Source organism: Streptomyces sp. NPDC096339 (genome assembly GCF_044762985.1).
Classification (GTDB): domain Bacteria; phylum Actinomycetota; class Actinomycetes; order Streptomycetales; family Streptomycetaceae; genus Streptomyces.
In genome coordinates, this window is record NZ_JBIWFI010000001.1 from 468,080 (window position 1) to 493,498 (window position 25,419).

The window sequence follows — 25,419 nt, forward strand, 5'->3', positions numbered from 1 at the left end:
CACCGCCGGGGGGGCTCGCGTCCCGACGGCCGGACCCGAAGCGGCGGCGCGCGCCACCGCTGCGGGCGGGCTCGCCCTGGGGCGGCACCGGGCGGCGCGTGTCAGATCTCGAGGGCTCCGGGGAACGGTCCGTGCCCGATTCCGGGTGCGGTGACGGCCAGCCAGCCGTGGCCGCTCATCGGCGTGTCCTCGTCGATCTCCTCCGGATCGATGCTCAGCTTGTCCGCCACGCAGTTGGCGCTCGTCTCGCACGAGGCGTTGGGCTCGTACAGGCCGGGTTCCCAGTACTCGTCCTCCGTCTGGGGGGTCTCCCAGGGCAACGGCTCGCCCGTCCATGCCAGCTCGCGGTAGGTCTGGTACGAGCGGATCACCCGGCCCTGCTCGGCGATCGCCCAGCTGTGGTCGTCGTCGTAGGCGTCGCGGAAGTAGAAGTGGGCCTCTCCGCAGTACGCGCTGACCCGGGCCGCCGTCTCCTCCGCGGTCTTGAACACCATGCCGCCGAACACCATCCGCCAGCCGGCGAACTCGGGCGTGACGAAGGCCCGGTGGACGGTCAGCTCCTCCCCGTGGGGTCCGGTCGTCACGGCCGTGTCGTGCTGCACGGCCGACATGCCCATGGCCATCGTCGCGGGGATGCGGTCGTACAGCCCCAGGGCTTCGAAGACGCCCTCGTACGTGGCGGCCGGCACCGCGAGCCACATGAACGGGCAGTGGTGGTCCAGCGGCCGGTCGTCCGGCAGCTTGATCCGTACGAGTCGCTCGAGCGCCCGCCGGTCCCGGTCGCCCAGTTCGTCCCCGGCACCGATCATCGCCAGCGCGTGCAGCGCGTGCCGGCGCAGGACGCCCGGCCCGTCGCGTCGTATCTCCAGCAGGCGGGCGACCCCTTCAGGTCCGAGCGACTTCAGGTCCTTCTCGACCTGCCACAAAGCCTCTTGACGGGCGATCTGCAACAGGAGCGGCTCAAGGGGCGGGTTCTGCGTACTCATGGCGCCGACCCTAGAACACGCACCGCCCCGCAGCCGGTGGCGGGCCGCGGGAGGTGCGCGCGGTTCGTGCCGGTCAGCCGGCGAAGCGGCGGTTGCCGGTGAGCGACCACACGGCGGAGATCTTCCCGTCCGTGACCGCGAACATGTCGATGCCGCTCTTGACGACGACGTCACCGCCGTCGTCGGCGTTGCTCTCGCTCCACCGGCAGGCGATCTCACCGCGCTCGGAATCGACCAGCGGCGGGGCGTCGGCGGAGAACGTCACGCCGGTGAGGGCATGGCTGTTGACGGAGATGAACGCCGTCAGTTCGTCCTGGCCGAAGGTGGCGGCGTTGCCGGAGCCGCCGAAGTCGTCCGCGAAGTACAGCCGGAATCCGGGGGCGAGGATCTGCTCGGCGAGGGCGACGTCTCCGTTCCAGAGCGCCGCCCAGCCCTCCACCAGCCGGGTGCCGGCCTCCCGGGTCAGCTGAGCGGAGTCGGTGGTGGGGGTCGTCGTAACAGACATGGGTGCCTTCCGTGGTCGGTTCCTGGTCACCCAGCCTCTGGGCCGTGAGCGACAACCCCCTGTCGGTGTTTAGCCCGCCAGGCGGCGGCTCAAGCGAGACCCCAGAGCTCGTCGAGTCCGACGAAATCCCGTCCGGGGAGGTCCAGTTCGGAAAGGTCCACCGGACGCGGCTCCGCCGTTTCCTCCAGTGCCCGAGCCTCCCGGATGCGGTCGAGGCGGAAGCCTCGCACGGCGGAGCTCGACCGGCACCAGCCGATGAGGTACCAGTGCTCGCCCCCGAGGAAGCCCAGGGGTTCGACGAGACCGTCGCGTGCCTCGCCCTGCGCGTCGGCGTGGTGCAGGTGCAACAGCCGTCCCGTCGAGAGCGCCTCGCGCAGGGTGTGCGGGAGCACGGACGGCGGGGCGGGCTCCACGGGGACCCGTATCCGGCCGGCGAGCTCGCGGGCGGCCTGGCGGTCCCGCTGCGGCATGACGGCGAGCACCTTGTGGAGTGCCGAGCGGGCGTCCTCGGCGAAGGGCGACCCGGACAGCCGGTGCACGGCGACGGCCAGTGCGGCGGCCTCGGGTGCGGTGATCGTCAGGGGCGGCAGGGTGTGGTCCTTGTCCACGACGTACCCGCCGCTGCGGCCGGGCTCGGCGTAGAGCGGCACACCGGACTGCTGCAGCGCGCCGAGGTCCCGTTCGATGGTGCGGGTGCTGACGCCGAAGCGCTCGGCGAGCCACCGGGCGCTGCGCGGCCGGGGCGAGACCGCGCGTAACTCCTCCACCAGGGCGTACAGACGCTCGGTACGGTTCACAGCCAAGGACCGTAGCCGATGCCCCGGGACTCACGACAGCGGCCCGGCCACCCCGTGGCGGCCGTGATCCGGGTGCCGGCGCCCTGTGCGGCACGAGGCGAGTACGAGGCGAGTACGAGGCGAGTACGAGGCGAGTACGAGGCGAATCGTCATTTAAGATTCAGGGCGGCCTCGGGGCCGCGGATTGTCGCCTTGCGCGGCGACCGCGGAACGGTCTGGCCGCCGACCGGTCGGGGTGAGCGGCCAGGGCCGTGGTCAGGGCGTGGGCCGGGACCAGGGCCTGGGTCGGGCCCTCGGTCCGGATGGGGACCACATCACGCTGATCATGAGGATCCGGGGAGTCACGTGACCACCGGCGTGCGTCCGAGGGGTGTGGGGCGCCGGGCACACCCGCCCACGAACAGAAGACTCCCAGGGAGAAGTGAGGTATGCCAGTGATCTGCGTCGGAGGCATGATCGGCATCGGCAAGACGAGTGTGGCCGAACTGCTCGCCAAGGAACTGGGCAGCGACGTCTTCTACGAGAGCGTCGACGACAATCCGATCCTTCCGCTCTTCTACACCTCGAGCCCCGAGGAGATCCAGGCGAGGCGCTACCCCTTCCTGCTCCAGCTCTACTTCCTCCAGACGCGGTTCGCCGCGATCAAGGAGGCGTACAAGCAGGGTGACAACGTCCTCGACCGGTCCATATACGAGGACTGGTACTTCGCCAAGGTCAATCACGACCTGGGGCGGATCAGCTCCCTCGAGATGCAGGTGTACGAGGGGCTGCTGGGCGAGATGATGCGCGAGATCGACGGCCTGCCCTACCGCAAGGCACCCGACCTCATGGTCTACCTCAAGGCGGACTTCGAAACGGTGATGCACCGCATCGGACTGCGGGGGCGCGATTTCGAACAGGACGAGAGCCTCGTCGAGTACTACCGGACCCTGTGGTCCGGCTACGACGACTGGGTGCACAAGCACTACTCGGCCAGTGAGGTCTTCGTCGTCGACATGAACCACACGGATGTGGTGAACAACCCCGAGGACGCGGCCCGTGTGGCGCGGGACGTCAGGGAAGCCCTGGCGGCGGCGGTCGCGCGCCGGGCCTGAGCCTGTTCACCCTTGCGGGTGGCAGATCGTCCTGATCCCTCACACCGGCGAACACGTTCGGTAGTTTCCCCTGCACTGGTGCCGTGGCGGGGAGTGGTGGGACATGCGGATGTCGTCGGCGGCCGGGCTCGCCATCGCCTCGGTGGTGGTGGCCCTGTCGGGTTGCGGAAGCGGCGGGGGCAGCGGCGCCGCGGGGCCCGACCGGAACGTTCCACTGAAGGAGCGGACCACCATCGCGCAGTTCGACGTCGCACCGCTGCCGGTGGAGAAGGCCAAGCCGTGCGACCTGATCCGGCCCCCGGTCGAGGAGGAACTCGGGCTGGTACCGCCCGCCTCGATGCCCTGGGCGTCACGCGGGGGCTCGGCCCAGACTCCGACCAGTTGTTTCTGGCACAACCGGGTGAGCGAGGCGGTGGACCTACAGGTCCACCGGAAGCCGAAGGACGACAAGGCCAGCGCCATCCGGTTCGCCCTGATGGAAGAGCACGTCGACCTGATCATGGGGTATCCGGCGGGCATGCTGCCCATCGGCTCGTCCACCTGCACCGTCACCGTGGGCGTGTCCGATACCCATTACCTCGTCCTGCAAGTCCAGTCGAGGAACCGAACAGGGGCCTGTGCGCTGGGTGTCCGGGCGGCCCAGGAGGCCCTTCGCAACGTGCCCGCCCTCTGAGCGGCACGGATGCCCCGGATGCAAGGCCAGGGACAGGGGCAGGGGCAGGGGCAGGGGCAGCGCACAGCGGCCGTCGGGCCGCTCGCCGCCGATGCTTCCCCGCCCCTCGCCGGGCCCGAGCAGCCCGGCTTCGAGTCGCAGCCGCACCTGCGGTTCTTCCGTGCGTTCGGCCTCGTCGCGGGCGGCTTCCTGATGGCGCTCGGGGCGTTCGTGAGCTTCGGCGTCGACCGGCACACCACCTTGGAGGACTTCCGGGACCTTCCGGGCATGCCCTCGCCTCCACCGGCCCCGCAGCGCCCCGGACCGGGAACCCCGCCGCCGCCCGCCGGCCCGCGGGACGAGCCGCCCCTACTACCCTTCCCCACCGCCTGGCCCACGCAGCCACCGCCCCGGCTGCCGGGCCTGCCGGAACTGCCCCGTCTCCCCGGACCGTCGGGAGGCTGACCACATGACCGAGGGACAGCCCGTCGGTGTCCGGCCCGGCCCCGGGCGGTGGCGCGCGGCGCTCCTCGTCGTCCTGTCCCTGCACGCGGTGGTCGCGCTGGGCATGGTCGTCAAGCTCGTACGGCCCCGGCAGATCGAGGTGCCCCCGGAGATGGCGGCGCTGGGCGAGTTGGTCGGCGCCGTGGAGTCCCTCCCCTACTGGATCTACCTGTCGTGCTGGCTCCTGACGGCCGTGCTGGCGGCCGTCGCAGGGCTTCACCGGTGGTCCGCGCGCGATCCGGCCGGACTCCCGGGGGCGGTGGCCCGACGCTACCGCGGGGCGCTCGTCGTCATGCTGTTGCTGCCGTTCGCCGTGATGTCCCTGCCCCTCGTCCCCCTGCTCGCGTGGCCGGGCGCGTGGGTGGCGACGTTCCTGCTGTGCGTGCCGACGACCGCGTACGCGCTGATGGTGATGCACTGCGCGCAGCGGTTCCGGCGGATCCCGGTCCGGCTGCCGCTGGCCGCCTTCGGCTGGGGCGCCGTCATCGCCACCGGTTTCGGCGGGACGATGAACGACTGGTGGTCCGGGTTCGCGACGCTGCACTTCCCGCTCCCGGAGAACCCGTTGGACGCGACGTACCTGAGGGAAATCGGCGCACCCATCGTGGCGGGGTTCTTCGAGGAGTTCGGCAAGGCGGCGGGCGTGGCGGTCCTCTTCGTGCTGCACCGGCGCCACTTCGACGGCGTGGTCTCCGGCATCGTCATCGGGGCGGCCACCGGGATCGGCTTCAACTTCACGGAAAGCCTCGCGTACATGTCCGAGTGGGGCGGTGCTTCGGCGAACTTCCACCATTGGGGCAGGCAGGCGCTCGGGCTGATGGCCGCCCACACCGCGTTCACCGCGGTCATCGGGGCCGGTTTCGGGCTCGCTCGCCAGGTGAGCGGGCGAGCGCGGCGACTGACCGCCGTCGGCGTCGGCTTCCTCACCGCGGCCGGCGCCCACTTCTGCAACGACAGCGTGATCGGCTACGTCGCCAGGCATCCGCTCCGCCTGATTCCTGCGGGCGAGGCGGCGGGCATCCTGATCGTCCTCCCGGCGCAGATCCTCCTGCTCCAGGGCCCCCTCGTCGTGCTCTACGTCATGCTCCTGCGCCGGGGGCTGCGCAGCCAGGCGGGCGGGCTCGAGGCTGCGCTGGGCAGCCTGCCGCCGGAGGCCCGGCGGGCGATCACCTCCGACGAAGCCGCGCTGCTGCTGTCACCGGCGCGTCGGTTCCGGCTCAAGGTGGACGCCCTGCGGGCCCGTGGCAGCCTCCGGGAGCGGCTCGCCGCGTACCGCCGGCTGTCCAGGCTGCACGCGGCCCAGTTCGACCTCGCGACCGAGCGGTGGCACCGGTTGCGCGGAGAGGCCGACCCCGCCGCCCCCGACGATGCCGCCCTGTGCGAGCGGATCCTCGAGTTGAAGGGCGCCCCGGAGGGCCGTCACGTCTGCGCCTCACCACCCGCGCCAAGGGCTCCGCTGTCCCCCGTACCCATGCCCGCCCCGGCGGGCGGAAAGGACGCGCCATGAACGGGCGAACGGCCCGGTCGGCCGCCCGATGGCTGGTGGCCTTCGTCGGCGCCGTGCTGTTCTGGCTGCTGCACGCCCCGACCGCCGCGGCCTCGTGCGGCACCATCACGTACGAGGGCGGCGGCGACCCCGCCCCGGCGAAACCGCCGGGCCTTCCGGAACTCCCCACTCACCGCTGCGTGTCCATGCTCCCGAACGCCGGGTCAGTCGCCGCCGTCTCGGCGGCGCTGATCGCCGCCACGGCACACGGGATCAGGCTCTACCGCAACGGCGCCCCGCCCGACGGCGCCGGCGGCACGTCAGGCCTCGACACCGACCGCGTGGTCAGGGCCCTCGCGCTCCAGGGGCACGCCCCGCAACGCCACCTGTTCCCGGATGCCGGGGCCCTGCGAGCACGCAAGGGCCGGCCGAAGTACAAGGACGGCGCTCTGGTCCTGCGGCTCAACGGGCACGTCAAGACGAAGGACCACGTCGACCCGGAGTGCGACAAGGGCATCTGCACGAAGGAGGTCAAACCGTACGCGTCGACACTGTCGGACCACTTCTGCGGCGACTACGCGACCAGGTTCCGCCACGCGGCGGACTTCGTGCGCGCCGAGGCCCATCTACGCGAGAAGGCCCTGCGGGACGGTGGGGACACGGCCAGGGCGACCATCGAGGAGGTCTTCGGCCCCGGGGACCACACGGCGAGGTTCGAGGGGTACTACGTGGACCCGGCCGACCCGGAGAACGACGACGGCTCGGTGAACCTGCTCCCCGCGGACTTCCGCGGAGGCCACATCATCGCGAGGTACAGACAGACCCCTGACGCCATCTGGCTCGTCACCATGCACCCTTCACCACGATCCGGACGACACCCCTAGGAGACGACGTGGACGAACTGACGGGCATCTTCATCAGCCGCGCCTTCGGGCCCGACTGCCTGAACGAGCCGGAGGTCCTCAAGGACAGCATCCGCAACAGCTTTGAGCTCCGGGGACCGTTCGCACGGAGTTACGAGCTACAGCGGGACGGCCTCGCCGAGGTGATCCGCACCCGCGGGATGTCACTCGCCGAGTGGGAGGAGCTCACGGAGGGGGTGATCGACTTCCCCGGCGAGGACGAGTTGTACGCCTACCTCCAGCGGGCCCACGCCTACTTCTTCGGCGACGCCGAGGCACCGCCACCGCTGCCGCCACAGGACTGAAGGGGCGAATGACCCCAGTCAACCTCGTAAGCCCCTGAAGTCCCGACCGTCCCTCAAACCTCAGTAACCACATCAGTCACTGTGCCATTCGGGTTATTCTCGTCAATCCGCGACATTTCCAGTGCCTATGATCCACCTTCGTGAAAGAAAGTCAGAAGGCCCGAACGGCACAGGACTCGGCCGATGTGGTCATCCTCGGAGCCGGGCCCGCGGGGCTGGTCCTCGGAAACCTCTTACTCGCGGCCGGCATCGACTGCGTGATCCTGGAACGCTCCGCCCGCGAGCACGTGCAGGCCCGGGCGCGCGCCGGTTACCTCGCCGAGCACACCGTGCGCGTCCTGGACCGGCACGGTCTGGCCGAGGGGGTCCGGCGGCGCGGACAGCGGCACGGTGTCTGCGAGTTCCGCACGGAGGGCGACCGCTTCCGACTCGACTACGGGCTCCTCGGGAAGGGCGAGCAGCACATCGTCTACCCACAACACGAGCTGGTCACAGACCTGTTGGCGCACTATCTGGCGGCCGGCGGCCGGATCCGCTTCGAGGCCGAGGCGGTGGAGGTGCGCGGCGCCGACGGCACCCGGCCCGTGGTCGAAGTGCGTGACGCGGACGGCCGCCCGGGCCGGTGGCGGGCCCGGTACGTCGCCGGGTGCGACGGGCGCCACGGCGCCGCCCGGCGCTCGCTCCCGGCCGGGGCGGTCCGCCGTCACCAGCGCGACCACGGGGTGACCTGGCTCGGGCTCCTCGCCGAGGCGCCGCCGAGCCTCGATGCCGTGGGCTACGCGATCCACCCGCGCGGCTTCGCCGGGCACATGGCCCGGTCCCCCGAGGTCACGCGCTACTACCTCCAGGTCGCGCGCGGGAGTGCGGCCGAGGTCTGGTCCGAGGACCGGATCTGGGAGGAGCTCGCGCTGCGCCTGCGGGCGGCCGACCACGGCCCGCTCAGGTGTGGCCCGATCTCCCAACGCACCGTCGTGGACCTGGAGTCCGACGTACTGGAACCGCTGCGGCACGGCTCGCTGTTCCTCGTCGGAGACGCCGCCGGCCTGATCAGCCCGTCCGCCGCGAAGGGCGCGAACCTCGCGGTGGTGGAGGCGGAGATCCTCGCCCTCGGCCTCACCGCCGCCCTCCGGCACTCGGACCCCGCCCCGCTCGACCGCTACTCCGCGCGGTGTCTGGCGTACATCTGGCGTGCGCAGGAGTTCTCGCAGTGGATGATCCGGCTGCTGCACGCGGACCCGGAGGGCGTGGACGGCGGCTCGCTGTTCCAGGACCGGCTGCGTCACTCCCGTATCGAGACGCTGCGCACCTCACGTACCCAGCAGGACTGGTTCGCCGAGAACTACGTCGGCCTCTGAGGCGCCGCTCGATCCCTCCCCGGCTTCCCGGGCGCGTTCCCCTGCCCGGACATCGACTTCCTCGCGCCCGCGAGCCGTCCTGTGCGCTTCCCCTTCCGCTTCTCCCTCCGCTTCCCCACCCCTCCCCCACCCCCGAGTACCGAAATGGACCGGAACCAAGGATGTCCTCCCCATGACGACACCGACCGCAGTTCCCGCAGGAGCTTCCTCGGGAACCCCGACCACCCCGCCCGTCCCCGACGACACCGACCGGCTGAGCGCCGCGGTCGACTTCGTCCGGAGCCAGGACACCGCCACCCTGCTCCGCCTCCTGCTGCCCGGGCTCGACGGCCTGGAGTTGCGGGCGCTGGCCGACCGCTGCCGCTTCGCGCACGCCGCTCTGCTCGTCTTCCCCGCCGACGGGCCGTCCCTGCGGCGGCAGTTCGCCGCCTGCGGACTCGACGCGGACGCGGTGGCGCAGCCGAGCGTCGTCGTACGGGAGCGGCTGGCCCTGCGGCACCGGCGCGATGCCGCGGTGCTGGACGTAAGGATTCTGCGGCCCGAGGTGCACTGCGCCGACGGCGAGCGCCGGGTGGTCGAGGTGTTCGCGCTGGCCCTCCCGCCCGGCTCGGAGCTCGCGGACGTCGCCGCGCACGAGCGCGCCCGGGACCACGAGGCGCACATCGCCTTCGAGGTCGAGCGGCCCGACCCGCTGGTGCTGCGCGGCCTGTGCCAGACCTTCGCGCAGCACGGCGCGGTCGCCGACGGCGGCGGCTACAACCCGCACGAGGACGGCACGGTGTTCTACTTCACCGCACCCGCCGACTCGAAGGCCGGATACCGCCGTGTCGAGCTCTACGCGAGCGGCGACCACCGCGGCGTGCTCACCCCCCACCTCGCCGACTACCAGGCCCGCCGGCCGGCGGAAACGCTCCTGCGGCTGATGACGGGCGCGTGGACGACACAGGCGCTCGCGGCGTGCGCGCAGTTGCGGCTGCCCGAGGCGATGGACGCCCGGAACGACGGCGGTCCCCGTACCGCGATCGACGTGCAGGCTCTGGCCCGGGCCGTCGACGCCGACCCGGAGAACCTCGCCACCCTGCTGCGCTACCTCGCGATGCTGGGCGTGGTCGTCGCGGAGCCGGACGGCTTCCGCCTCACCGCGCTCGGGGCGCTGCTGCGTGCGGACTCCGCCGGGTCCATGCGGTCGCTGGCGCTGATGTACGGCGGTGCGTTCTACCAGTCGTTCGCGCTGCTCGCCAGTGCCGTGCGCACCGGGCAGACCGGTTTCGAGCAGCTCTTCGGCGAGAACCACTTCGACTACTTCGCCCGTCAGCCCGCCCTCGCCGAACGCTTCGACCAGTCCATGGCCGCGAGCGCCCGGATGTTCGATCCACTCCCCACGCACCCGGTCATCGCCGCGGCCGGCCGCCGGACGGTCGTCGACGTCGCGGGAGGCACCGGGGAGCTGCTCGGCCGCATCCTGACGGCGCGCCCGGCCCTGCACGGCGTTCTGCTCGAACGCGCGCACGTCGTCGAGGCCGCCCGCCGGCAACTCGACGCGGCCGGCGTCGGCGCCCGCTGCACCTACCGGGTGGGCGACTTCGCCGACGTGCCCGCGGGCGGGGACGTGTACGTCCTGTCCCGGGTGCTGCACGACTGGGACGACGACCGCTGCCGGGAGATCCTGCGCCACTGCGCCCGGGCGATGCCGGCCCACGCCGACCTGCTCGTCGTGGAGCGGCTGCTGCCGGCTGACGGTTCGCCGTCGCTGGCGACGGCCTGGGACCTCCACATGATGTGCAACGTCGGTGGCCGCGAGCGCCGGGCCGACCACTACGCGGCGCTGCTCGACGACGCGGGTCTGAGGCTCGTCGGCCACTCACCGCTGCCGCTGGGCGCGAGCGTCCTGCACGCGCGCAAGGCGGCCCCGGTGGCCGCCGTCCGCCTTGCGGAGCCTTCGCGCCGGGGCTGAGCGAACCGGCCCGTCCACTCCCCACGGCTCGTACGGCCTTGGGGAGTGGCGTGTGGGCGCGGGCGCGGGCCCGGGCGTCACGCGGCGGGGCAGGGCGGGTCGAAGTCGATCGTCGGGAAGTGTTCCTCCCATTGGGCTCGGGTGATCCGGGGGTAGGCGGCGGCGCAGACGCGTGCGGTGACCGTGTCCAGGCCGGTGTCCCACAGCCGCAGCGTGAAGTCGTTGCCGCCCGTGGCCAGGGTGTCGCCGTCCGGGCCGAAGGCCACGGCCGGTACCGGGTTCGCGTGGCCGGTGAGGACTGTGGGAGTGGCCGCACCGCCCACGTCCCAGAGCAGGGCCCTGCTGTCCGCGGCGCCGGCTGCCAGTCGGCGGCCGGCCGCGTCGAAGGTCAGCGTGTAGATCCAGGAGCCGGACGTCGACAGCCGTTTCGGCTTCGACGGGTGGCCGATGTCGCTGATGTCGATCAGCCAGACCGTCCGGTCCTTCCGGTGGAGGGCGGCCAGATTCCGGTTGTCGGGGCTGAACACTCCGCCGGTCAGGGGGTCGGACCGGAACGGGGAGGGCAGTTCCCGGGGGCTGCGCGGGTCGCCGATGTTCCAGAACCGCAGCGAACCGGACTCGCCGGTGCTCGTCACCAGCGTGCGGCCGTCCGGCCGGAACGAGGCCGAGGTGACCTCCGGGCCGTCTTCGGCGATCCGGCCGAGCGGCCGGGGATCGGCGGGATCGGTCAGGTCCCACAGTCCGGTGGTGCGCTGGGCCCAGACGGCCAGCAGGCGGCCGCCCGGGCCGAAGGCGGCCCCGCCGACTTCGCCGCCTCCGGGGGTGAGGACCGATGTCTGCCGTGGATTGCGTGGATCGGTCACGTCCCAGATGCGGACGGTGGCGTCCTCTCCGGCGGTGACGAGGGTGCGCCCGTCGGGGCCGAACGCCACCGACCGGACGAACTTGGTGTGCCCGCGCAGGACCGACAGCGGCCACAGGGCCCGGCCGCCGGTGACCTGCCAGAGCCGTGCGGTGCCGTCCCAGCCGGCGCTGGCGAGCAGGTGTCCGCCCGGGCCGAAGGCCACGGAGGTGACCACGTCGTCGTGGTTCCCGAGCGACAGGTCCCGCAGGTCCAGGAGCCGGTCGGAGTTGGCGAGCACGCGGCCGTCCGAGGTGAACGCGGCCTGGTAGGCCCCGCCCTGAACCGTGTTGGTCCGCTTCGGCTTCGCCGGGACGGTGACGTCCCAGAACAGGGTGGACCCGCCGACCGAGACGAGCGTGCCGCCGTCCGCGCTGAACACCACCGACCAGACGATCGCCGGATGGCCGAGCAGGACGGCCGGGGGCTGTGTACGCGGGCTGCCGGCCACGTCCCAGACCCGTACGGAGTGGTCCCAGCTCCCGGTCGCCACGGTCCGGCCGTCGGGGCTGAACGCGGCCGAGGTCACCGTGTCGGTGTGGCCCCGCAGGAGGTCGAGGACGAGCGGATGCCCAAGGTCTTCGACGTCCCACAGCCTGGCGGTGGTGTCGCCGGTGGTCGCGAGCCGGCGGCCGTCCGGGCTGAACGTCACCGAGGTGACCGCGTCGGTGTGGCCCGGCAGGGTGGCCAACAGCCGGGGGTGGCGGGGATCGTGCGCGTTCCACAGCCGCGCCGTGCCGTCGGTGTGGCCGGTGGCGATGGTTCCGCCGTGCCCGTACGCCACCCACGTCGGGGCGGACGACTGGTCGGGCAAGGCGCCCAGTGCGACGGGCGCACGCCGGTTCGCCACGTCCCAGAGCCGCACCGATCGGTCGCTCGCCGTGGCCAGGACACGGCCGCCCTCGTCGAACGCCACCGACCGCATCCGCCCCGGGTCGTTCAGGACGGCCAGCGGGACCGGGTGGTGGGCGTCCGCCGTGTCCCACAGCCGGACCGTGTGGTCCCAGCTCGCGGTGGCCAGGACCGTGCTCCGCGGGGCGAAGGAGATCGAGACCACGTCCGAGGTGTGACCGGTGAGCCGGCTCGTGTACGGGGTCGCGAACGCGCTCATGAGCTGGTCGCGGACGTCGCCGGTGCGTGCGAGGCGATACGCGGCCAGGTTCAGCTGCGCGGCGAGCGAGGGGTTCTGCTGCCGCACCTCCGCCGCGTCGGCGGAGGCCTTCCGCGCGATGGCCACGTTGCGCTGGCGGATGGCCGAGTCGCGCGAGTCGACGGCGAGCCCGCCGGCCGTCGCCGCGATGACCACCAGCACGGTCAGCAGGGTGACCAGCTGCCGCAGGCGCACCGCCCGCCGTCGGACGGCCGCCGTCTCGTCCGCCTGTGCCTCCCTGCTCTCGTCGAGGAAGCGCTGTTCCTTCGAGGTCAGCCGGCTGCCGTCCGCCGCGGCCAGGTCCAGCGCCGCGGCCAGGCGGGCACCCCGGTACAAGGCGTGCGGGTCGCGGTCCTGCGCTTCCCAGGCGGCGGTCGCGTCGGTGAGCTGCCGGTGCAGGTGCAGCCGGTCCCGGTCCTCGGTCAGCCAGCCGCGCAGTCTCGGCCAGCACCGGATGATCGCCTCGTGGGTGATCTCGACGCACTCCCTGTCCAGCGTCACCAGCCGCTGCCGGGCGAGGGATTCGAGTACGAAGGCGGTGTCGGGGTTCGGGTCCAGCTCGTCCCTGGTGATCCGGCGCTTGGTGTCCTCCGTACCGTCGCCCAGCGCGGTGAGCCGGAGGAACAGCGACCTCGCGAGGTCCTGCCGGCCCGGCGACAGTTCCCGGTAGGCGGCCTCGGCGGTGTGGGCGAGCGCGTGCTGGATGCCGCCGACCGCCAGATAGCCGTCCAGGGTCAGCCGGTTGCCGCTGCGGCGCCGCCAGGTCTCGGCCATCGCGTGCGAGACCAGCGGCAGCGCGCCGGGCTGACCCGTCGCGTCCGCGACCACGGCCGCGAGGAGCGGGCCGGTCACCGTGCAGTCGGCGAGCGCTGCCGGGCGGGTGATGGCCTCGCGCAGCTCCTGGCTGCTCATCGGACCGACGGCGAACTGCGCGTCGCGCATCGCCTCGACCAGCCGGGGGTCCTGGACGCAGTGGCCGTAGAAATCGGCGCGGACGCCGAGCACCACCCGGGTGCGGCTGGTCGCCGCCGTGGTGGCGGCGACCAGCATGCCGATGAACGCGTCCCGTTCGTCGCGGTCCCCGCAGAGGGTGAAGACCTCTTCGAACTGGTCGACCACGATCAGCGCGTCGACGTCCGGCGCGCGGTCGGTCAGGAGCTGCCGGATCCTCAGGTGCAGCGCGGCGGGATCGTCGAGCAGCTCGGCGGCCAGCGCGCCGGGAGCCTCTCCCGTCGCAGCGGCCAGCCGGACCGCGCACTCCTCCACGGGATGCGGACCCGGCGTGAACAGGATCACCGGCCGGTCCGATGCCCGTCCGCGGGCGACGAGCCCCGCCCGCAGCAACGAGGACTTCCCCGCTCCGGACGGCCCGAAGGCCGCCACGAACCGGTGGTCACGCACCTTCGCGAGCAGTTCGCCGGTCAGCCGGTCGCGCCCGAAGAAGCGGTCGGCGTCCTCCGGCTGGAACGCCGACAGCCCCGCGTACGGGGTGCTCTGCCCGCCGGTGTCCCGGGGCTCGTCGCCGTGTGCGCTCGCCGCGATCTCGGCGGCGACCGCGTGCCATCGGGCCTCCCATGCGCGGAGGTCGCCCCGGCACGCCTCGACGTACGCCAGCGTGACGCCCAGGCTCGGGAACCGGTGCCCGCCCGCGGCGTCCGACAGTGTCGTGGACGCATAGTGCGCCCGTTTCGCCAGTGCGCGATAGGGCGGCCGTCCCGCCGCCTCGCGCAGTTTCCGAAGGTCGGCGGCGAACCGCGTCAGCGGGCCGTCGTCCGTGTCGAGCGGGCGTTCGGGGCGTGGCATTGCCTTCCTCTCCGTGCCTTTCCGCAGGTGATGGGAGGTGATTGTCCAGCTCTTGATGTCCGGAACCCTCGTTCCGGCACCGGACAACGACCGGCGGCTAGACCTGGACCAGCGCAACCGCGCAAGGGTCATGCGAAGGAGAACCCATGAGGTCCGTACGACGACTGATGCTGCTGGCGGCGACCACCGCGGGGCTGCTGGCCGGCGCCACCTTGACGGGCGCGCCCGCGTTCGCCGCCGCGCCGCTGCTGAAGTCCAACCTGAACGGGAGGTGCGTCGACATCTTCATGTTCCACCAGGAGAACGGCGCGTCCACCGTGACGTGGGACTGCACCGGCAACACCAACCAGCAGTGGCGCTGGGACGGCGAGCAGATCCGTTCCGGCATGAACGGGAAGTGCCTGGAGATCTACGGTCCCCATCTGGGCGACCAGGGCTCGGTGGCCATGTGGGACTGCAACGGCGGCGCCCACCAGAAGTGGTTCCGCAACGGCGGCGAGATCCGCAACCGGGTCAACGGGAAGTGCCTGGACATCCTGGCCGGACGGCCCGAGAACGGGCAGCTCCTGGTGAGCTGGAGCTGCAACGGCGCGCGGAGCCAGAGCTGGGACTTCTGAACACCGGCCCGGCCCGGCACGGCACGTCTCGTGCCGGGCCGGGCCGGGCTCGGTCCCGTGCCCCGGACCACCGGGCGCGGGGCGGCTTCAGTCGATGCCGCCGACGCCGCGATCGGGTGCGCTCATGTCTCCGGTGGCGGGGATGCCGTCGGCGAGCCCGTAGCGCAGGTAGACGGTGCCCTTCGGGCTCGCTGCCGGGGGTGCGAGGAGCGTGAGGTTGCTGGGCACCGCACCCTCTTCGAACACCTTCTTCCCGACGCCGAGCACGATCGGGTGCACCCAGAGGTCGAGTCGGTCGAAGAGCTTCTCGCGAAGGAGGCTCTGCACGAGGTTCAGGCTCCCGACGACCTTGATGTTCTCGTGGCGGTCCCGGATCTCGCGCACCGCGCCGGCCAGGTCCGGGCCGAGCTGCGTGGACCCGGCCCAGGAGAGGTCGGGCCGGCCGCGGGAGGCCACGTACTTCGGGACGCTGTTGAAGAGCGTGGCGATCCCGCCGTCCTCGCCGCCCTTCTGGTGGGGCCAGTAGGCGGCGAAGATGTCGTAGGTGCGCCGGCCGAGCAGGAGGGCGTCCGTGCCCTCGTACGCGGCTCCGATCTGTGCGCCGGCGACCTCGTCGATCAGGGGCGCCTGCCAGCCGCCGAACGGGAAGCCCGCCGGGTCCTCGTCGGGGCCGCCGGGGGCCTGCCCGACGAGGTCGAGGGTCGCGAACATCTCGATGTGGATGAGGCCCATGGCTTGCTCCCGATGAGTCGGTTGTCTCCGTCAAGGGATAGACCCGCGGGAGGCCGGAAACTCATCGCCCCGCCGGACTGCGGTCACCGGGATTGCGTGTCCCCCGGTTCGTGCAGGCGTACGGCGAGGGCCGCGATGTCGTCGTCCAGGCGTCCCTTGCTGTAGCGGAGGAGGTCGCGGTGGAGGGTCGCGAGCAGCTCGCCGGGCGGTGTCGGCGGCTGTCGGCCCATCCAGGCCTCCAGGGGGAAGAACTCGCCGTCGCGGGCGCGGGCCTCGGCGATCCCGTCGGTGTAGAGGAGCAGCAGGTCGCCCGGGGCGGAGTCGAAGGTGTCGACGCTGTAGTGGTCGCCGATCAGCTCCGCGAGACTGAGCAGTGGCGAGGGGGTGTCGGTCTCCAGGACACGCAGTTCCCCGTGGTTCAGGAGCAGTGGAGGAGGGTGTCCGCAATTCAGGATGCCGATCCGGCCGCCCTCGTGCGGGACCTCGACGAGGAGGGCGGTGGCGAAGCGCTCCGTCGGCCCCTCGGGGGGAAAGGCGGCGTTGTAGCGGGTGCTGCTGACGTCCAGCCGGCGGGCGATGTCGACCATGTCCCTCTCGTCGTAGGCGGCCTCCCGGAAGGCGTTGACGATCGCCGCGGCCGCCCCCACCGCGGGCAGGCCCTTGCCGCGCACGTCACCGATGAGCAGCCTGACCCCGTACGGGGTGTCGGCGACCTCGTAGAAGTCCCCGCCGATCCGGGCCTCCGCCGCGGCCGCGAGGTACAGCGCCTCGATCTGGATGCCGCCGAAGCGGCGCGGCATGGGGCTCAGGACCACCTGCTGCGCGGCGTCGGCGACGAGCCTCACCTGAAAGAGGGTGCGCTCCCGCTGGAGCCGCAGGTGGCTTCCGTAGGCGGCGGCCACGGTGACCGCGATGATCCCGGCGGCCGTCCACCACGTCCCCAGGTCCGGGAAGACGAGGCTGAGGCCGATCATCAGGAAGAGGCAGACCGTGCCGAGCAGGACGGTGGGGAGCACCGGCCACATGGCGGCGGCAAGGGCCGGCGCCGCGGGCAGGAGGCGGCTGAAGGCCATGTCCGGCGGAGTGTTGTACGCCAGGCCGGCGATGATGACGGTCAGGATGACCGGCGACAGCCGCACGAGTCTTCCCGGGCCGGGGCGCCGACGAAGTCGCGGCCGTCCAGACTCGATCACACTTCACAGAATATCGACATACAAGGGGCATAGCGCTCTGACCCCATCAGAGCCCGGTCAGCCGGTCAGCCGGTCAGCCGTTCAGCGACTTCATGAGCTCGGGGGCGTAGCGGTCCCCCGAGACCACGCCGTACGGGGCGACGGCGTCGATGGAGGCCAGGTCGGCGTCGGTGAGGGTGACGGCGGTCGCGGCGACGTTCTCCTCCAGGTAGCGGCGGCGCTTGGTCCCCGGGATGGGCACGGCGCCCATGCGCAGGGTCCAGGCCAGGGCGAGCTGGGAGGGGGTGACGCCCTTCTCCTCGGCCAGGTGGCGTACGCGTTCCACGACGGCCAGGTTGCGGTCGAAGTTCTCGCCCTGGAAGCGCGGGTCCGTACGCCGGAAGTCGTCGGTGGCGAAGTCGTCCGGGCTGGTCACGGCGCCGGAGAGGAATCCGCGGCCGAGCGGCGAGTAGGCCACGAGGCCGATGCCGAGCTCGCGCAGCACGTCCAGGACGCCGTCGTGCTCGATGCCGCGCTCGAAGAGGCTGTACTCGGTCTGGACGGCGGTCAGCGGGTGGACGGCGTGCGCGCGGGCGATCGTGGCCGCGGACGCCTCGCTGATGCCGATGTGGCCGACCTTCCCGGCGGCGACCAGTTCGGCCATGGCGCCGACGCTCTCCTCGATCGGCACGTTCGGGTCGACCCGGTGGAGGTAGTACAGGTCGATGCGATCGGTGCCGAGGTGGCGCAGGGAGCGGTCCGCGGCCCGGCGGATGTACTCGGGGGTGCCGTTGTGGCCCCGGAAGGTGCCGTCGTCGGTGAATTCGACGCCGGTCTTGGTGGCGACGACCGCGGCGTCGCGGCGGCCGGCGAGGGCCTTGCCGAGGAGCTGTTCGTTGATGAAGGGGCCGTAGGCCTCGGCGGTGTCGAGCAGGGTCACGCCCAGTTCGAGGGCGCGGTCGATGGTGGCGAGGGCCTCCGTCTCGTCGGTGGCACCGTAGAAGGCGCTCATGCCCATCAGGCCGAGGCCTTCGGCGCCGACGTTCAGGCCCTGTGTTCCGAGTGCGCGGATCTCCATGGTGTTCTCCTCGGGGAGCGGGGGAAGCTGAAGTAACTAACTGGATAGTTCGAGACTGACGCACCTGGTGCCGTCATGTCAATAACCAGATAGTTACTTGCTAGGCTGCCGGTCATGGCACGGGATTCCAGCGCAACGAAGGCACGGCTGCTGGACGCGGCGTTCGCCGAATTCGCCGCCTACGGCATCGCGGGGGCTCGCGTCGACCGCATCGCGGTGGCCGCCCAGGCGAACAAACGGCTCATTTACGTCTATTACGGTAACAAGGAGCAGCTGTTCGACGCCGTGCTCCAGCGCGCCCTGGAGACCGGCTCGGAGTCGGTGCCCTTCGACGCGGAGGACCTGCCCCGGTACGTGGGCGCCGTCTTCGACCACCTCGTGGCGCGGCCCGACCTGATGCGGCTGGTGCAGTGGAAGCAGCTGGAGCGGCCGGGCAGCGGTGACGCCGAGGCGGAGTCCTACCGGGCGAAGATCGCAGCGGTGGAGCGGGCGCAGCGGGCGGGGCTGATCGACCCGGCCCTCGATCCGGCGGACCTCCTCACGCTGGTCATGGGCCTGGCCCAGGCGTGGACCGGAGCCGTGGGCGGCCCGGCCGCCGGCGTCCCGGAGGCAGCCTGGCCGGCGGAGCGGCTGGCCCGGCACCGCGAGGCCGTGGTCGAGTCCGTACGACGGGTGATCCGCCCGGCGCGGGCGTAGAAGAGCCCGGGCGGCGCGGCGGCGCACGCCGACGGCCGACCGGCCCCGCCTCTCGCGGCGGCCGGGGCTGCCGTCGCGGGTCGCGGAGCGGAGGCGCGCCCGCCGTACGGTGCCGAGCGGAGGCGCCCCTGTGGTGCGGTCAGGCTGCCGCTCAGCGCTCGACGGGGATGCCCAGCCGGTCGGCCACCGTGGTGAGGGCGCTGCCCAGCGGGAGCTCCACCCGGGTGAGCGCGTGCCGGTCGCCCCGGGTCGCGTCGCGGTTGACGATCAGCACCGGTTTCCCGGACTCCGCCGCCAGGCGGACGAACCTGAGCCCGGACATCACCGTCAGCGAGGAGCCGAGGATCAGCAGCGAGGCCGCCGCTTCGACCAGCTCGCGGCAGTGCTCGACCCTCGCCCGCGGGACGTTCTCCCCGAAGAACACCACGTCCGGTTTGAGGATGCCGCCGCACCGCGAGCACGGCACCACGCGGAAGTCCCCGACCTGTTCGTCGGTGAGGTCGGCGTCACCGTCCGGGTTGAGTCCCGCGGCCATCGGCTCGAAGCCCGCGTTGACCTCCTCCAGCCGCCGGGCGAGGTCGCGGCGCGGGCTGGAGGCCCGGCAGGAAAGGCAGACGACGCGGTCCAGGCCCCCGTGGAGTTCCACGACGCCCTCGCTGCCCGCGGCCTGGTGCAGGCCGTCGACGTTCTGGGTGATCACGCCCGCGAGCAGGCCGTGGCGTTCGAACGCCGCCACGGCCCGGTGCCCCGCGTTGGGCCGGGCTTGGCCGAAGGTGCGCCAGCCGAGGTGGCTGCGGGCCCAGTACCGACGCCTGGCCCGGGCGCTGCCGGTGAAGTCCTGGTAGGTCATCGGGGTGTGCCGGCGCAGGCTCCCGCCCTCCCCCCGGTAGTCGGGGATGCCCGACTCCGTGGAAATACCGGCCCCGCTGAGCACCAGCACACCGCCGCCGTCGAGGGCGTCGACCACCGGCTCCAGGTCCGTGGTGCCCGGCGGCAGGCCCTCGGGCGGGGTCCAGCTCAGAGTGGGACGCACGCGCATGCCGCCCAGGGTACGGAACGGGCACCCGGAGCGACCAGGCCCGGCCGGTTCTTGGGGCCGGCTCACCGCGAAGCGGGGGAAGGAACGGTCAGGAGCGGGCGTAGCGGCGGATGCGGTAGCGCGGGCCGGCGGTCGAGGACTGCCAGCCCGTGTCTTCGACGGTCTTCCAGTCCGCGTCCAGTGCCGGGGCGTAGGTGTCGCCGTCGATGTGCGCGTCGATGTCGGTCACCGAGAGGACCGTGGCGTACGGCAGGGCGGCGCGGTAGATCTCGCCGCCCCCGATCACCCAGGCCGCCCCGGGGCCGGTCGGTGACGGTGACGCGGAGGCGACTTCGAGTGCCTCGGCGATCGAGCCGGCACGGTCGGCGCCTTCGGCCTTCCACCGCGGATCACGGGTCACGACGATGTTGCGCCGGCCGGGCAGCGGACGGAACCGCGCGGGCAGCGAGTCCCAGGTCTTGCGCCCCATGATCACGGGGTGGCCCGAGGTGGTCGCCTTGAAATGCGCCATGTCCTCGGGCAGCCGCCACGGGATCGTGTTGTCGGCGCCGATCACGCCGTCGAGGGTCTGCGCCCAGATCAGTCCGGTGTTCATACGGCGACCGGAGCCTTGATCGCGGGGTGGTGCCGGTAGTCCAGCACCTCCACGTCGTCGTAGGCGTACTCGAACAGCGAGTCGGCCTTGCGCAGACGCAGCTCGGGGAACGAGAACGGTGCGCGCGAGAGCTGCTCCGTCACCTGCGAGACGTGGTTGTCGTAGATGTGGCAGTCCCCGCCGGTCCAGATGAAGTCACCCGGCTGGAGCCCCACCTGCTGCGCCACCATGTGGGTGAGCAGGGCGTAGCTGGCGATGTTGAAGGGGACGCCGAGGAACAGGTCGGCGCTGCGCTGGTACAGCTGGCAGGACAGCCTGCCGTCGGCGACGTGGAACTGGAACAGCGCGTGGCAGGGTGCGAGGGCCATGCGGTCCAGCTCGGCGACGTTCCAGGCGGAGACGATCATCCGGCGGGAGTCGGGGTCGCGGCGCAGGGTGTCGAGGATCTGGCTGATCTGGTCGATGTGGCTGCCGTCCGGCGCGGGCCAGGAACGCCACTGCACGCCGTAGACCGGACCGAGGTCGCCCTTCGCGTCCGCCCATTCGTCCCAGATGCTGACGCCGTGCTCCTGGAGCCAGCCGACGTTGGAGTCCCCGCGCAGGAACCACAGCAGCTCGTACACGACGGACTTGAGGTGCACCTTCTTGGTGGTGACCAGCGGGAAGCCCTGCGACAGGTCGTACCGAAGCTGGTGTCCGAAAACGCTCCGGGTGCCGGTGCCGGTTCGGTCGGCCTTCGCCGTCCCGGAGGTGAGCACCATTCTCAACAGGTCTTCATACTGCGTATCCGCCATGACCAGCGAGTCTACTGCCATCCCGGCGAGGGTCCCGCGCGTGCCCGTCCCGCCGGGGCCGCGTCACTCCGGCCGGTCGTCCGCGTCGAAGGACGCCGCCGATCGGTCGAGGGGGGTGACGGCCGGCCGGCCGTGCCATGGCCGGTTCGCGACGGGAATGGAAAGAGTTTTCCGCTGACATCTATCGAATGGTCGTTCGCTGGGCATGCTGCGTGTAATCTCCCGCCTCCGCTCGACGCTCCGTCTCAGCGTTCCGCCCGGGCGGGCCTTCCGTTCTCAGCCTTCGGGAGGTAACACGCCATGCACGAACTCCCCACTCCCCCGTCGGCACCCAGCCGCCGGGATCTCCTCGCCGGCCTCGGCCTGGCCGCCGCCGCCCCACTCGTCCTCGGCGTCGCCCCGGGCGCCGCACCGCGCGACCGCCCTTCCCCGCGGCCCGCTCCGGGCGGCGGGACGGTCCTGCTCCGCGGGGCCTCCCTGGTGCTCACCATGGACCCCACCATCGGCGCCGGCCCCCTCGGCGCCCTCGAGAACGCCGACGTCCTGATGCGGAACGGCGCCATCGCCGCCGTCGGCAGGGCACTGGGCACGCCGCCCGGCGCCTGGGTGCTGGACGCCTCGGGCAAGCTGGTCATGCCGGGGTTCGTCGACACCCACAACCATCTCTGGCAGGCGGTGATCCGGGGCGGATGCGCCGACCGGGACCTCTTCGGCTGGTTCCAGCGATGTACCGACCCGCAGCGCGGCCGTCTGACGCCCGCGGCCCTCCACAGCTTCGTACGGCTCGCCGCCCTGGACGCCGTGCAGTCGGGTGTGACGACGCTGGTGGACTGGGTGGACATCTTCTCGTACGACCTCATCGAGAGCTACGTACGGGCGCTGGCCGACACCGGGGTGCGGTTCACGTACGCGATGTACCCGCCAGCGCCCGACGGGGTGCTGGTCGGGAGGGTGAAGAAGGAACTCGTGGATCCGGTGCCGCTCGCTTCCTTCCAGGTCGCGACCCATGCGGCGCGGGCGGCGCAGGACCACAACCGCGCCCACTGGGAGGCCGCCCAGGAGCTCGGGGTCATGCTCAACTCCCACGTCCTGGAACGCCCGGAGCAGCGCGCCGACGACCCCATCGGGGTCCTGACCGACATCGGGGCGCTGGGGCCCCGCCTCATGATCAACCACGCGATCCACCTGACGGACGCCGAGATCGCCGCCGTCGCCGAGCACGACGTACGCGCGGCCCACTGCCCGCTCAGCAACATGCGGCTGGCCTCCGGGATCATGCGGCTGGGCGAGCTCGGGCGGCGGGGCGTCAAGGTCGGGCTCGGCCTCGACGGCGGCACGAACGACAGCTCCGACTTCTACGCCCTCATGAAGACGGCGATCGGCCTGCAGCGCGCCCGTGCGACCGAGGCCGATGTCTTCCCGCAGGTCGAGGACGTCCTGCGGATGGCCACGCTGGGCGGCGCCGAGGTACTCGGCCTCGCCGACCGGGTGGGCTCCCTGACCCCCGGGAAACGGGCCGACCTCGTGGTCATCAACCCGGCCGCCCTGAACTTCGCACCGCGCTTCGACTGGGTGGGCCAGATCGTCTTCAACGGGCGGCCCGAGAACATCGACGCCGTGTTCGTCGACGGGCGTGCCCTGAAGCTCGGCGGCCGCCTGGTCGACGTCGACACCGACCGTGTCGTACGGGAGGCGGAGGCGGCCGCCACCCGCCTCCGCGCGGCCGGCTGACCGGCTGACCGGCCCGGCTGGCGACCCCGTCAGCAGCCGCCGCAGTTGTAGTACGTCACGTCCCAGTGACTGCCCTCGTCGGCGTAGACGTTGCCGGCGCCGGACTTCCACTGCGGAGCTCCGTCGCCACGCAGCCCGATGTAGGCGAAGGTGTTCTTGATGTAGGTGCCGAGACAGGTGTACTTGGCGAAGTCCAGCTTGTAGCCGTTCCAGTGCGAGTACGTGCCGCTCGCGTGCCCGGTCTCGGTGCCCCCGGTGATGTTCAGCGCGCAGCCGCTGGCGCTCTTGAGCGTCTGGGCGCCCTGCGCGGTGGCGAGGTTGAGCTGCTCGAAGGAGGTACAGGTCGAGTTGTAGCGGTCGGAACAACCACCCGACGAGGACCAGGTGATGCCGGAGCCGCGGAACATCGAAGTCGCGGTCGAGTGGCTGATCTTGGTGGCGGCGTGGGCTTCCGTGGCCCCGCCGAGGATGCCGATGCCGGGGGTGAAGAGCACACCCATTAAGAGGACCAGTGCGCTGAGGACCGTGCGGATCTTCATCGGGGGTTTTCCTCCTGCTGGTGACCTGACCGTGAGGGGTCGAGCAGGAAGATGGTGCCCCAGCCCTCCGCACACCCACCAGAGGGCCTCGGCGGCCACGCACGGGAGCTCGGGGCACCCGTGCGCGGCCCTCGTCCCCGGCCATGACCCGCCGGACAGACCCTAGTCGGCTGCCAGCGCGGCGAGCCGCTGTGCGAACGGCACCACTTCGAAGCCGTGCGCCGGATGCACCGACGTGATCGCGCCCGTCAGGGAGCGGGGTGCGATGGCGGCGGCGGTGTCGACGTCGGGCGCCTCGTCCGGCGCCGTACCGTGCGCGGCCGGCGCCATGAAGCGCGCCAGTTCCGCTCCCGCACGGGCCATGCGCTGCGCCAACCCTTCGTCGCCCCAGTCCTCCGAGGCCGCGTACACGGCGGTCGGCAGGACGAGCGCGCGCAGGTAGGTGAACAGCGGTCGCAGAGCGTGTTCGGTGACCAGTGAGTGCCGTGCGGTTCCGCCGGTCGCGCCGATGAGGACCGGCTTGCCGGTGAGGGCGTCCTTGTCGATGAGGTCGAAGAAGGACTTGAACAGGCCGCTGTACGAGGCCGCGAAGACCGGCGTGACGGCGATCAGGCCGTCCGCGGCCGCCACCGCGTCGAGCGCGGCGGCCAACCGGGCCGGCGGGAAACCGGTGACGAAGTGCTGGGCGATCTCCGTGGCCAGGTCCCGCAGTTCGATCACTTCGATGTCGGCGTCGGCGTGGCGGAGCGTCTCGGCCGCCAGGCGGTCGGCGAGCAGACGGGTCGAGGAGGGCGAACTCAGTCCGGCCGATACGACGAGGAGCTTCATGCGCGGGTCTCCTCCTTCGGGGTCTCCTGGGCGTCGGCCGACTGCGCCGCCTGCGCCACGCGGGCCGTGTGGGTCGGAGCGTCCGGTACGCCGGCCGGGCGCAGGTTCGCGAACTCCTTGCGGAGGACCGGTACGACCTCTTCGCCGAGCAGGTCGAGCTGCTCCAGGACGGTCTTGAGGGGCAAGCCCGCGTGGTCCATGAGGAACAGCTGTCGCTGGTAGTCGCCGGCGTAGTCCCGGAAGGACAGGGTCCGTTCGATCACCTGCTGCGGTGAGCCGACGGTCAGCGGGGTCTGGGAGGTGAACTCCTCCAGGGAGGGGCCGTGGCCGTACACGGGCGCGTTGTCGAAGTACGGGCGGAACTCGCGGACGGCGTCCTGGGAGTTCCTCCGCATGAACACCTGGCCGCCGAGGCCGACGACGGCCTGCTCGGGCGTGCCGTGGCCGTAGTGGGCGTAGCGCTCGCGATACAGGTTCACCATCTGCCTGGTGTGGGAGGCGGGCCAGAAGATGTTGTTGTGGAAGAAGCCGTCGCCGTAGTACGCGGCCTGTTCGGCGATCTCCGGCGAGCGGATGGAGCCGTGCCAGACGAAGGGCGCGACGCCGTCCAGCGGCCGCGGGGTCGAGGTGAAGGACTGGAGCGGGGTGCGGAACTTGCCCTTCCAGGTGACGACTTCCTCGTCCCACAGGCGGCGCAGCAGGGCGTAGTTCTCGATGGCGAGGTCTATGCCGTCGCGGATGTCCTTGCCGAACCAGGGGTAGACCGGGCCGGTGTTGCCGCGGCCCATCATCACGTCGACGCGGCCGTCCGCGACGTGCTGGAGCATCGCGAAGTCCTCGGCGATCTTCACCGGGTCGTTCGTGGTGATCAGCGTCGTCGACGTGGAGAGGATCAGGTTCTCGGTGCGCGCCGCGATGTAGCCGAGCATCGTCGTCGGCGAGGAGGGGACGAACGGCGGGTTGTGGTGCTCGCCGGTGGCGAAGACGTCGAGGCCGACCTCCTCGGCCTTCTGCGCGATGGCGAGGATCGCCTTGATCCGCTCGTGCTCGCCGGGCGCGCGTCCGGTCGTCGGATCGGGCGTGACGTCTCCGACCGTGAAGATCCCGAACTGCATGGCTCCCCTTCCCGAGGTTGTTTAGGATTCAACTATACCTCGCAACGGAAGGTGCTCCCGAGCTATTCCCGATGGAGCCCGCGCGACGG

Annotated in this window: 24 protein-coding genes; 11 read left to right on the top strand and 13 right to left on the bottom strand. The window is 71.8% G+C overall.

Annotated features, from left to right (window positions below; all coding sequences use genetic code 11):
- Positions 1-101: 101 nt before the first annotated feature.
- The 3 genes from ACIQ5Y_RS02230 to ACIQ5Y_RS02240 all read right to left on the bottom strand — a co-directional run bounded on the left by ACIQ5Y_RS02230 (position 102) and on the right by ACIQ5Y_RS02240 (position 2,288).
- Positions 102-986 (bottom strand): hypothetical protein, encoded by an 885-nt coding sequence (locus ACIQ5Y_RS02230; protein WP_403874058.1) that lies wholly within the window; start codon positions 984-986, stop codon positions 102-104.
- Positions 987-1,059: 73 nt separating this feature from the next.
- Complete coding sequence (locus ACIQ5Y_RS02235; protein ID WP_403874060.1) at positions 1,060-1,491, bottom strand: hypothetical protein; 432 nt, start codon at positions 1,489-1,491, stop codon at positions 1,060-1,062.
- Between the two features lie 89 nt (positions 1,492-1,580).
- A complete protein-coding gene (locus ACIQ5Y_RS02240; protein ID WP_403874061.1) occupies positions 1,581-2,288 on the bottom strand; it encodes a helix-turn-helix transcriptional regulator in 708 nt (235 codons plus the stop codon).
- Between the two features lie 428 nt (positions 2,289-2,716).
- On the opposite strand from ACIQ5Y_RS02240, the gene ACIQ5Y_RS02245 reads away from it, so the two are divergent.
- The 8 genes from ACIQ5Y_RS02245 (at position 2,717) to ACIQ5Y_RS02280 (ending at position 10,540) form a co-directional block, all read left to right on the top strand.
- Positions 2,717-3,382 (top strand): deoxynucleoside kinase, encoded by a 666-nt coding sequence (locus ACIQ5Y_RS02245; protein WP_403874063.1) that lies wholly within the window; start codon positions 2,717-2,719, stop codon positions 3,380-3,382.
- Between the two features lie 103 nt (positions 3,383-3,485).
- The gene (locus ACIQ5Y_RS02250; protein WP_403874065.1) at positions 3,486-4,055 is read left to right on the top strand and encodes a DUF3558 family protein; all 570 of its coding nucleotides are present in this window, start codon (positions 3,486-3,488) and stop codon (positions 4,053-4,055) included.
- Positions 4,056-4,073: 18 nt separating this feature from the next.
- Positions 4,074-4,499 (top strand): hypothetical protein, encoded by a 426-nt coding sequence (locus ACIQ5Y_RS02255; protein WP_403874067.1) that lies wholly within the window; start codon positions 4,074-4,076, stop codon positions 4,497-4,499.
- Positions 4,500-4,503: 4 nt separating this feature from the next.
- Positions 4,504-6,045 (top strand): PrsW family glutamic-type intramembrane protease, encoded by a 1,542-nt coding sequence (locus ACIQ5Y_RS02260; RefSeq protein WP_403874069.1) that lies wholly within the window; start codon positions 4,504-4,506, stop codon positions 6,043-6,045.
- A complete protein-coding gene (locus tag ACIQ5Y_RS02265; RefSeq protein ID WP_403874071.1) occupies positions 6,042-6,908 on the top strand; it encodes a hypothetical protein in 867 nt (288 codons plus the stop codon). The genes ACIQ5Y_RS02260 and ACIQ5Y_RS02265 overlap by 4 nt, the downstream gene beginning before the upstream one ends.
- Before the next feature lie 8 nt (positions 6,909-6,916).
- Complete coding sequence (locus ACIQ5Y_RS02270; RefSeq protein ID WP_403874073.1) at positions 6,917-7,231, top strand: hypothetical protein; 315 nt, start codon at positions 6,917-6,919, stop codon at positions 7,229-7,231.
- Between the two features lie 185 nt (positions 7,232-7,416).
- A complete protein-coding gene (locus ACIQ5Y_RS02275) occupies positions 7,417-8,586 on the top strand; it encodes a 4-hydroxybenzoate 3-monooxygenase (RefSeq protein ID WP_403874482.1) in 1,170 nt (389 codons plus the stop codon).
- 172 nt (positions 8,587-8,758) lie between these two features.
- Positions 8,759-10,540, top strand: coding sequence for a methyltransferase (locus tag ACIQ5Y_RS02280; protein WP_403874075.1), 1,782 nt, complete (start codon positions 8,759-8,761; stop codon positions 10,538-10,540).
- 77 nt (positions 10,541-10,617) lie between these two features.
- On the opposite strand, the gene ACIQ5Y_RS02285 is transcribed toward ACIQ5Y_RS02280, so the two are convergent.
- Complete coding sequence (locus tag ACIQ5Y_RS02285; protein WP_403874077.1) at positions 10,618-14,394, bottom strand: hypothetical protein; 3,777 nt, start codon at positions 14,392-14,394, stop codon at positions 10,618-10,620.
- 146 nt (positions 14,395-14,540) lie between these two features.
- On the opposite strand from ACIQ5Y_RS02285, the gene ACIQ5Y_RS02290 reads away from it, so the two are divergent.
- Positions 14,541-15,011, top strand: coding sequence for an RICIN domain-containing protein (locus ACIQ5Y_RS02290; protein WP_403874079.1), 471 nt, complete (start codon positions 14,541-14,543; stop codon positions 15,009-15,011).
- A gap of 87 nt (positions 15,012-15,098) precedes the next feature.
- Here ACIQ5Y_RS02290 and ACIQ5Y_RS02295 read toward each other — a convergent pair whose 3' ends face one another.
- The 3 genes from ACIQ5Y_RS02295 to ACIQ5Y_RS02305 all read right to left on the bottom strand — a co-directional run bounded on the left by ACIQ5Y_RS02295 (position 15,099) and on the right by ACIQ5Y_RS02305 (position 17,993).
- A complete protein-coding gene (locus ACIQ5Y_RS02295; RefSeq protein WP_403874081.1) occupies positions 15,099-15,743 on the bottom strand; it encodes a dihydrofolate reductase family protein in 645 nt (214 codons plus the stop codon).
- Between the two features lie 83 nt (positions 15,744-15,826).
- Positions 15,827-16,882 carry a PP2C family protein-serine/threonine phosphatase gene (locus ACIQ5Y_RS02300; protein WP_403874083.1) on the bottom strand — a complete coding sequence of 352 codons (1,056 nt, stop codon included), beginning with the start codon at positions 16,880-16,882 and terminating at the stop codon, positions 15,827-15,829.
- Between the two features lie 127 nt (positions 16,883-17,009).
- A complete protein-coding gene (locus ACIQ5Y_RS02305) occupies positions 17,010-17,993 on the bottom strand; it encodes an aldo/keto reductase (RefSeq protein WP_403874085.1) in 984 nt (327 codons plus the stop codon).
- A 114-nt stretch (positions 17,994-18,107) separates the two neighbouring features.
- Here ACIQ5Y_RS02305 and ACIQ5Y_RS02310 point away from each other — a divergent pair, with 114 nt between their 5' ends.
- Positions 18,108-18,689: a TetR family transcriptional regulator gene (locus ACIQ5Y_RS02310; protein WP_403874087.1), complete on the top strand. Its 582-nt coding sequence runs from the start codon at positions 18,108-18,110 to the stop codon at positions 18,687-18,689.
- A gap of 151 nt (positions 18,690-18,840) precedes the next feature.
- On the opposite strand, the gene ACIQ5Y_RS02315 is transcribed toward ACIQ5Y_RS02310, so the two are convergent.
- From ACIQ5Y_RS02315 to ACIQ5Y_RS02325, 3 genes are all read right to left on the bottom strand, one after another.
- On the bottom strand, positions 18,841-19,728 hold the full coding sequence (locus tag ACIQ5Y_RS02315; protein ID WP_403874089.1) for an NAD-dependent protein deacetylase: 888 nt from the start codon (positions 19,726-19,728) through the stop codon (positions 18,841-18,843).
- 88 nt (positions 19,729-19,816) lie between these two features.
- A complete protein-coding gene (locus ACIQ5Y_RS02320; RefSeq protein ID WP_403874091.1) occupies positions 19,817-20,323 on the bottom strand; it encodes a dihydrofolate reductase in 507 nt (168 codons plus the stop codon).
- On the bottom strand, positions 20,320-21,117 hold the full coding sequence (locus tag ACIQ5Y_RS02325) for a thymidylate synthase (RefSeq protein ID WP_403874093.1): 798 nt from the start codon (positions 21,115-21,117) through the stop codon (positions 20,320-20,322). The genes ACIQ5Y_RS02320 and ACIQ5Y_RS02325 overlap by 4 nt, the downstream gene beginning before the upstream one ends.
- Positions 21,118-21,417: 300 nt before the next feature.
- Here ACIQ5Y_RS02325 and ACIQ5Y_RS02330 point away from each other — a divergent pair, with 300 nt between their 5' ends.
- Complete coding sequence (locus ACIQ5Y_RS02330; RefSeq protein WP_403874095.1) at positions 21,418-22,848, top strand: amidohydrolase family protein; 1,431 nt, start codon at positions 21,418-21,420, stop codon at positions 22,846-22,848.
- Positions 22,849-22,877: 29 nt separating this feature from the next.
- On the opposite strand, the gene ACIQ5Y_RS02335 is transcribed toward ACIQ5Y_RS02330, so the two are convergent.
- The 3 genes from ACIQ5Y_RS02335 to ACIQ5Y_RS02345 all read right to left on the bottom strand — a co-directional run bounded on the left by ACIQ5Y_RS02335 (position 22,878) and on the right by ACIQ5Y_RS02345 (position 25,330).
- Positions 22,878-23,387: a hypothetical protein gene (locus ACIQ5Y_RS02335; protein ID WP_403874097.1), complete on the bottom strand. Its 510-nt coding sequence runs from the start codon at positions 23,385-23,387 to the stop codon at positions 22,878-22,880.
- A 162-nt stretch (positions 23,388-23,549) separates the two neighbouring features.
- Positions 23,550-24,215 carry a CE1759 family FMN reductase gene (locus tag ACIQ5Y_RS02340; RefSeq protein WP_403874099.1) on the bottom strand — a complete coding sequence of 222 codons (666 nt, stop codon included), beginning with the start codon at positions 24,213-24,215 and terminating at the stop codon, positions 23,550-23,552.
- The gene (locus ACIQ5Y_RS02345; RefSeq protein WP_403874101.1) at positions 24,212-25,330 is read right to left on the bottom strand and encodes an LLM class flavin-dependent oxidoreductase; all 1,119 of its coding nucleotides are present in this window, start codon (positions 25,328-25,330) and stop codon (positions 24,212-24,214) included. The genes ACIQ5Y_RS02340 and ACIQ5Y_RS02345 overlap by 4 nt, the downstream gene beginning before the upstream one ends.
- Positions 25,331-25,419 lie beyond the last annotated feature (89 nt).

Coding starts and splice junctions, on each gene's coding strand:
- ACIQ5Y_RS02295 (WP_403874081.1), bottom strand. CDS start 15,743: ATGGGCCTCATCCACATCGAGATGTTCGCGACCCTCGACCTCGTCGGG.
- ACIQ5Y_RS02345 (WP_403874101.1), bottom strand. CDS start 25,330: ATGCAGTTCGGGATCTTCACGGTCGGAGACGTCACGCCCGATCCGACG.
- ACIQ5Y_RS02330 (WP_403874095.1), top strand. CDS start 21,418: ATGCACGAACTCCCCACTCCCCCGTCGGCACCCAGCCGCCGGGATCTC.
- ACIQ5Y_RS02230 (WP_403874058.1), bottom strand. CDS start 986: ATGAGTACGCAGAACCCGCCCCTTGAGCCGCTCCTGTTGCAGATCGCC.
- ACIQ5Y_RS02245 (WP_403874063.1), top strand. CDS start 2,717: ATGCCAGTGATCTGCGTCGGAGGCATGATCGGCATCGGCAAGACGAGT.
- ACIQ5Y_RS02265 (WP_403874071.1), top strand. CDS start 6,042: ATGAACGGGCGAACGGCCCGGTCGGCCGCCCGATGGCTGGTGGCCTTC.
- ACIQ5Y_RS02310 (WP_403874087.1), top strand. CDS start 18,108: ATGGCACGGGATTCCAGCGCAACGAAGGCACGGCTGCTGGACGCGGCG.
- ACIQ5Y_RS02290 (WP_403874079.1), top strand. CDS start 14,541: ATGAGGTCCGTACGACGACTGATGCTGCTGGCGGCGACCACCGCGGGG.
- ACIQ5Y_RS02305 (WP_403874085.1), bottom strand. CDS start 17,993: ATGGAGATCCGCGCACTCGGAACACAGGGCCTGAACGTCGGCGCCGAA.
- ACIQ5Y_RS02315 (WP_403874089.1), bottom strand. CDS start 19,728: ATGCGCGTGCGTCCCACTCTGAGCTGGACCCCGCCCGAGGGCCTGCCG.
- ACIQ5Y_RS02285 (WP_403874077.1), bottom strand. CDS start 14,394: ATGCCACGCCCCGAACGCCCGCTCGACACGGACGACGGCCCGCTGACG.
- ACIQ5Y_RS02255 (WP_403874067.1), top strand. CDS start 4,074: ATGCAAGGCCAGGGACAGGGGCAGGGGCAGGGGCAGGGGCAGCGCACA.
- ACIQ5Y_RS02250 (WP_403874065.1), top strand. CDS start 3,486: ATGCGGATGTCGTCGGCGGCCGGGCTCGCCATCGCCTCGGTGGTGGTG.
- ACIQ5Y_RS02280 (WP_403874075.1), top strand. CDS start 8,759: ATGACGACACCGACCGCAGTTCCCGCAGGAGCTTCCTCGGGAACCCCG.
- ACIQ5Y_RS02340 (WP_403874099.1), bottom strand. CDS start 24,215: ATGAAGCTCCTCGTCGTATCGGCCGGACTGAGTTCGCCCTCCTCGACC.
- ACIQ5Y_RS02335 (WP_403874097.1), bottom strand. CDS start 23,387: ATGAAGATCCGCACGGTCCTCAGCGCACTGGTCCTCTTAATGGGTGTG.
- ACIQ5Y_RS02235 (WP_403874060.1), bottom strand. CDS start 1,491: ATGTCTGTTACGACGACCCCCACCACCGACTCCGCTCAGCTGACCCGG.
- ACIQ5Y_RS02320 (WP_403874091.1), bottom strand. CDS start 20,323: ATGAACACCGGACTGATCTGGGCGCAGACCCTCGACGGCGTGATCGGC.
- ACIQ5Y_RS02260 (WP_403874069.1), top strand. CDS start 4,504: ATGACCGAGGGACAGCCCGTCGGTGTCCGGCCCGGCCCCGGGCGGTGG.
- ACIQ5Y_RS02325 (WP_403874093.1), bottom strand. CDS start 21,117: ATGGCGGATACGCAGTATGAAGACCTGTTGAGAATGGTGCTCACCTCC.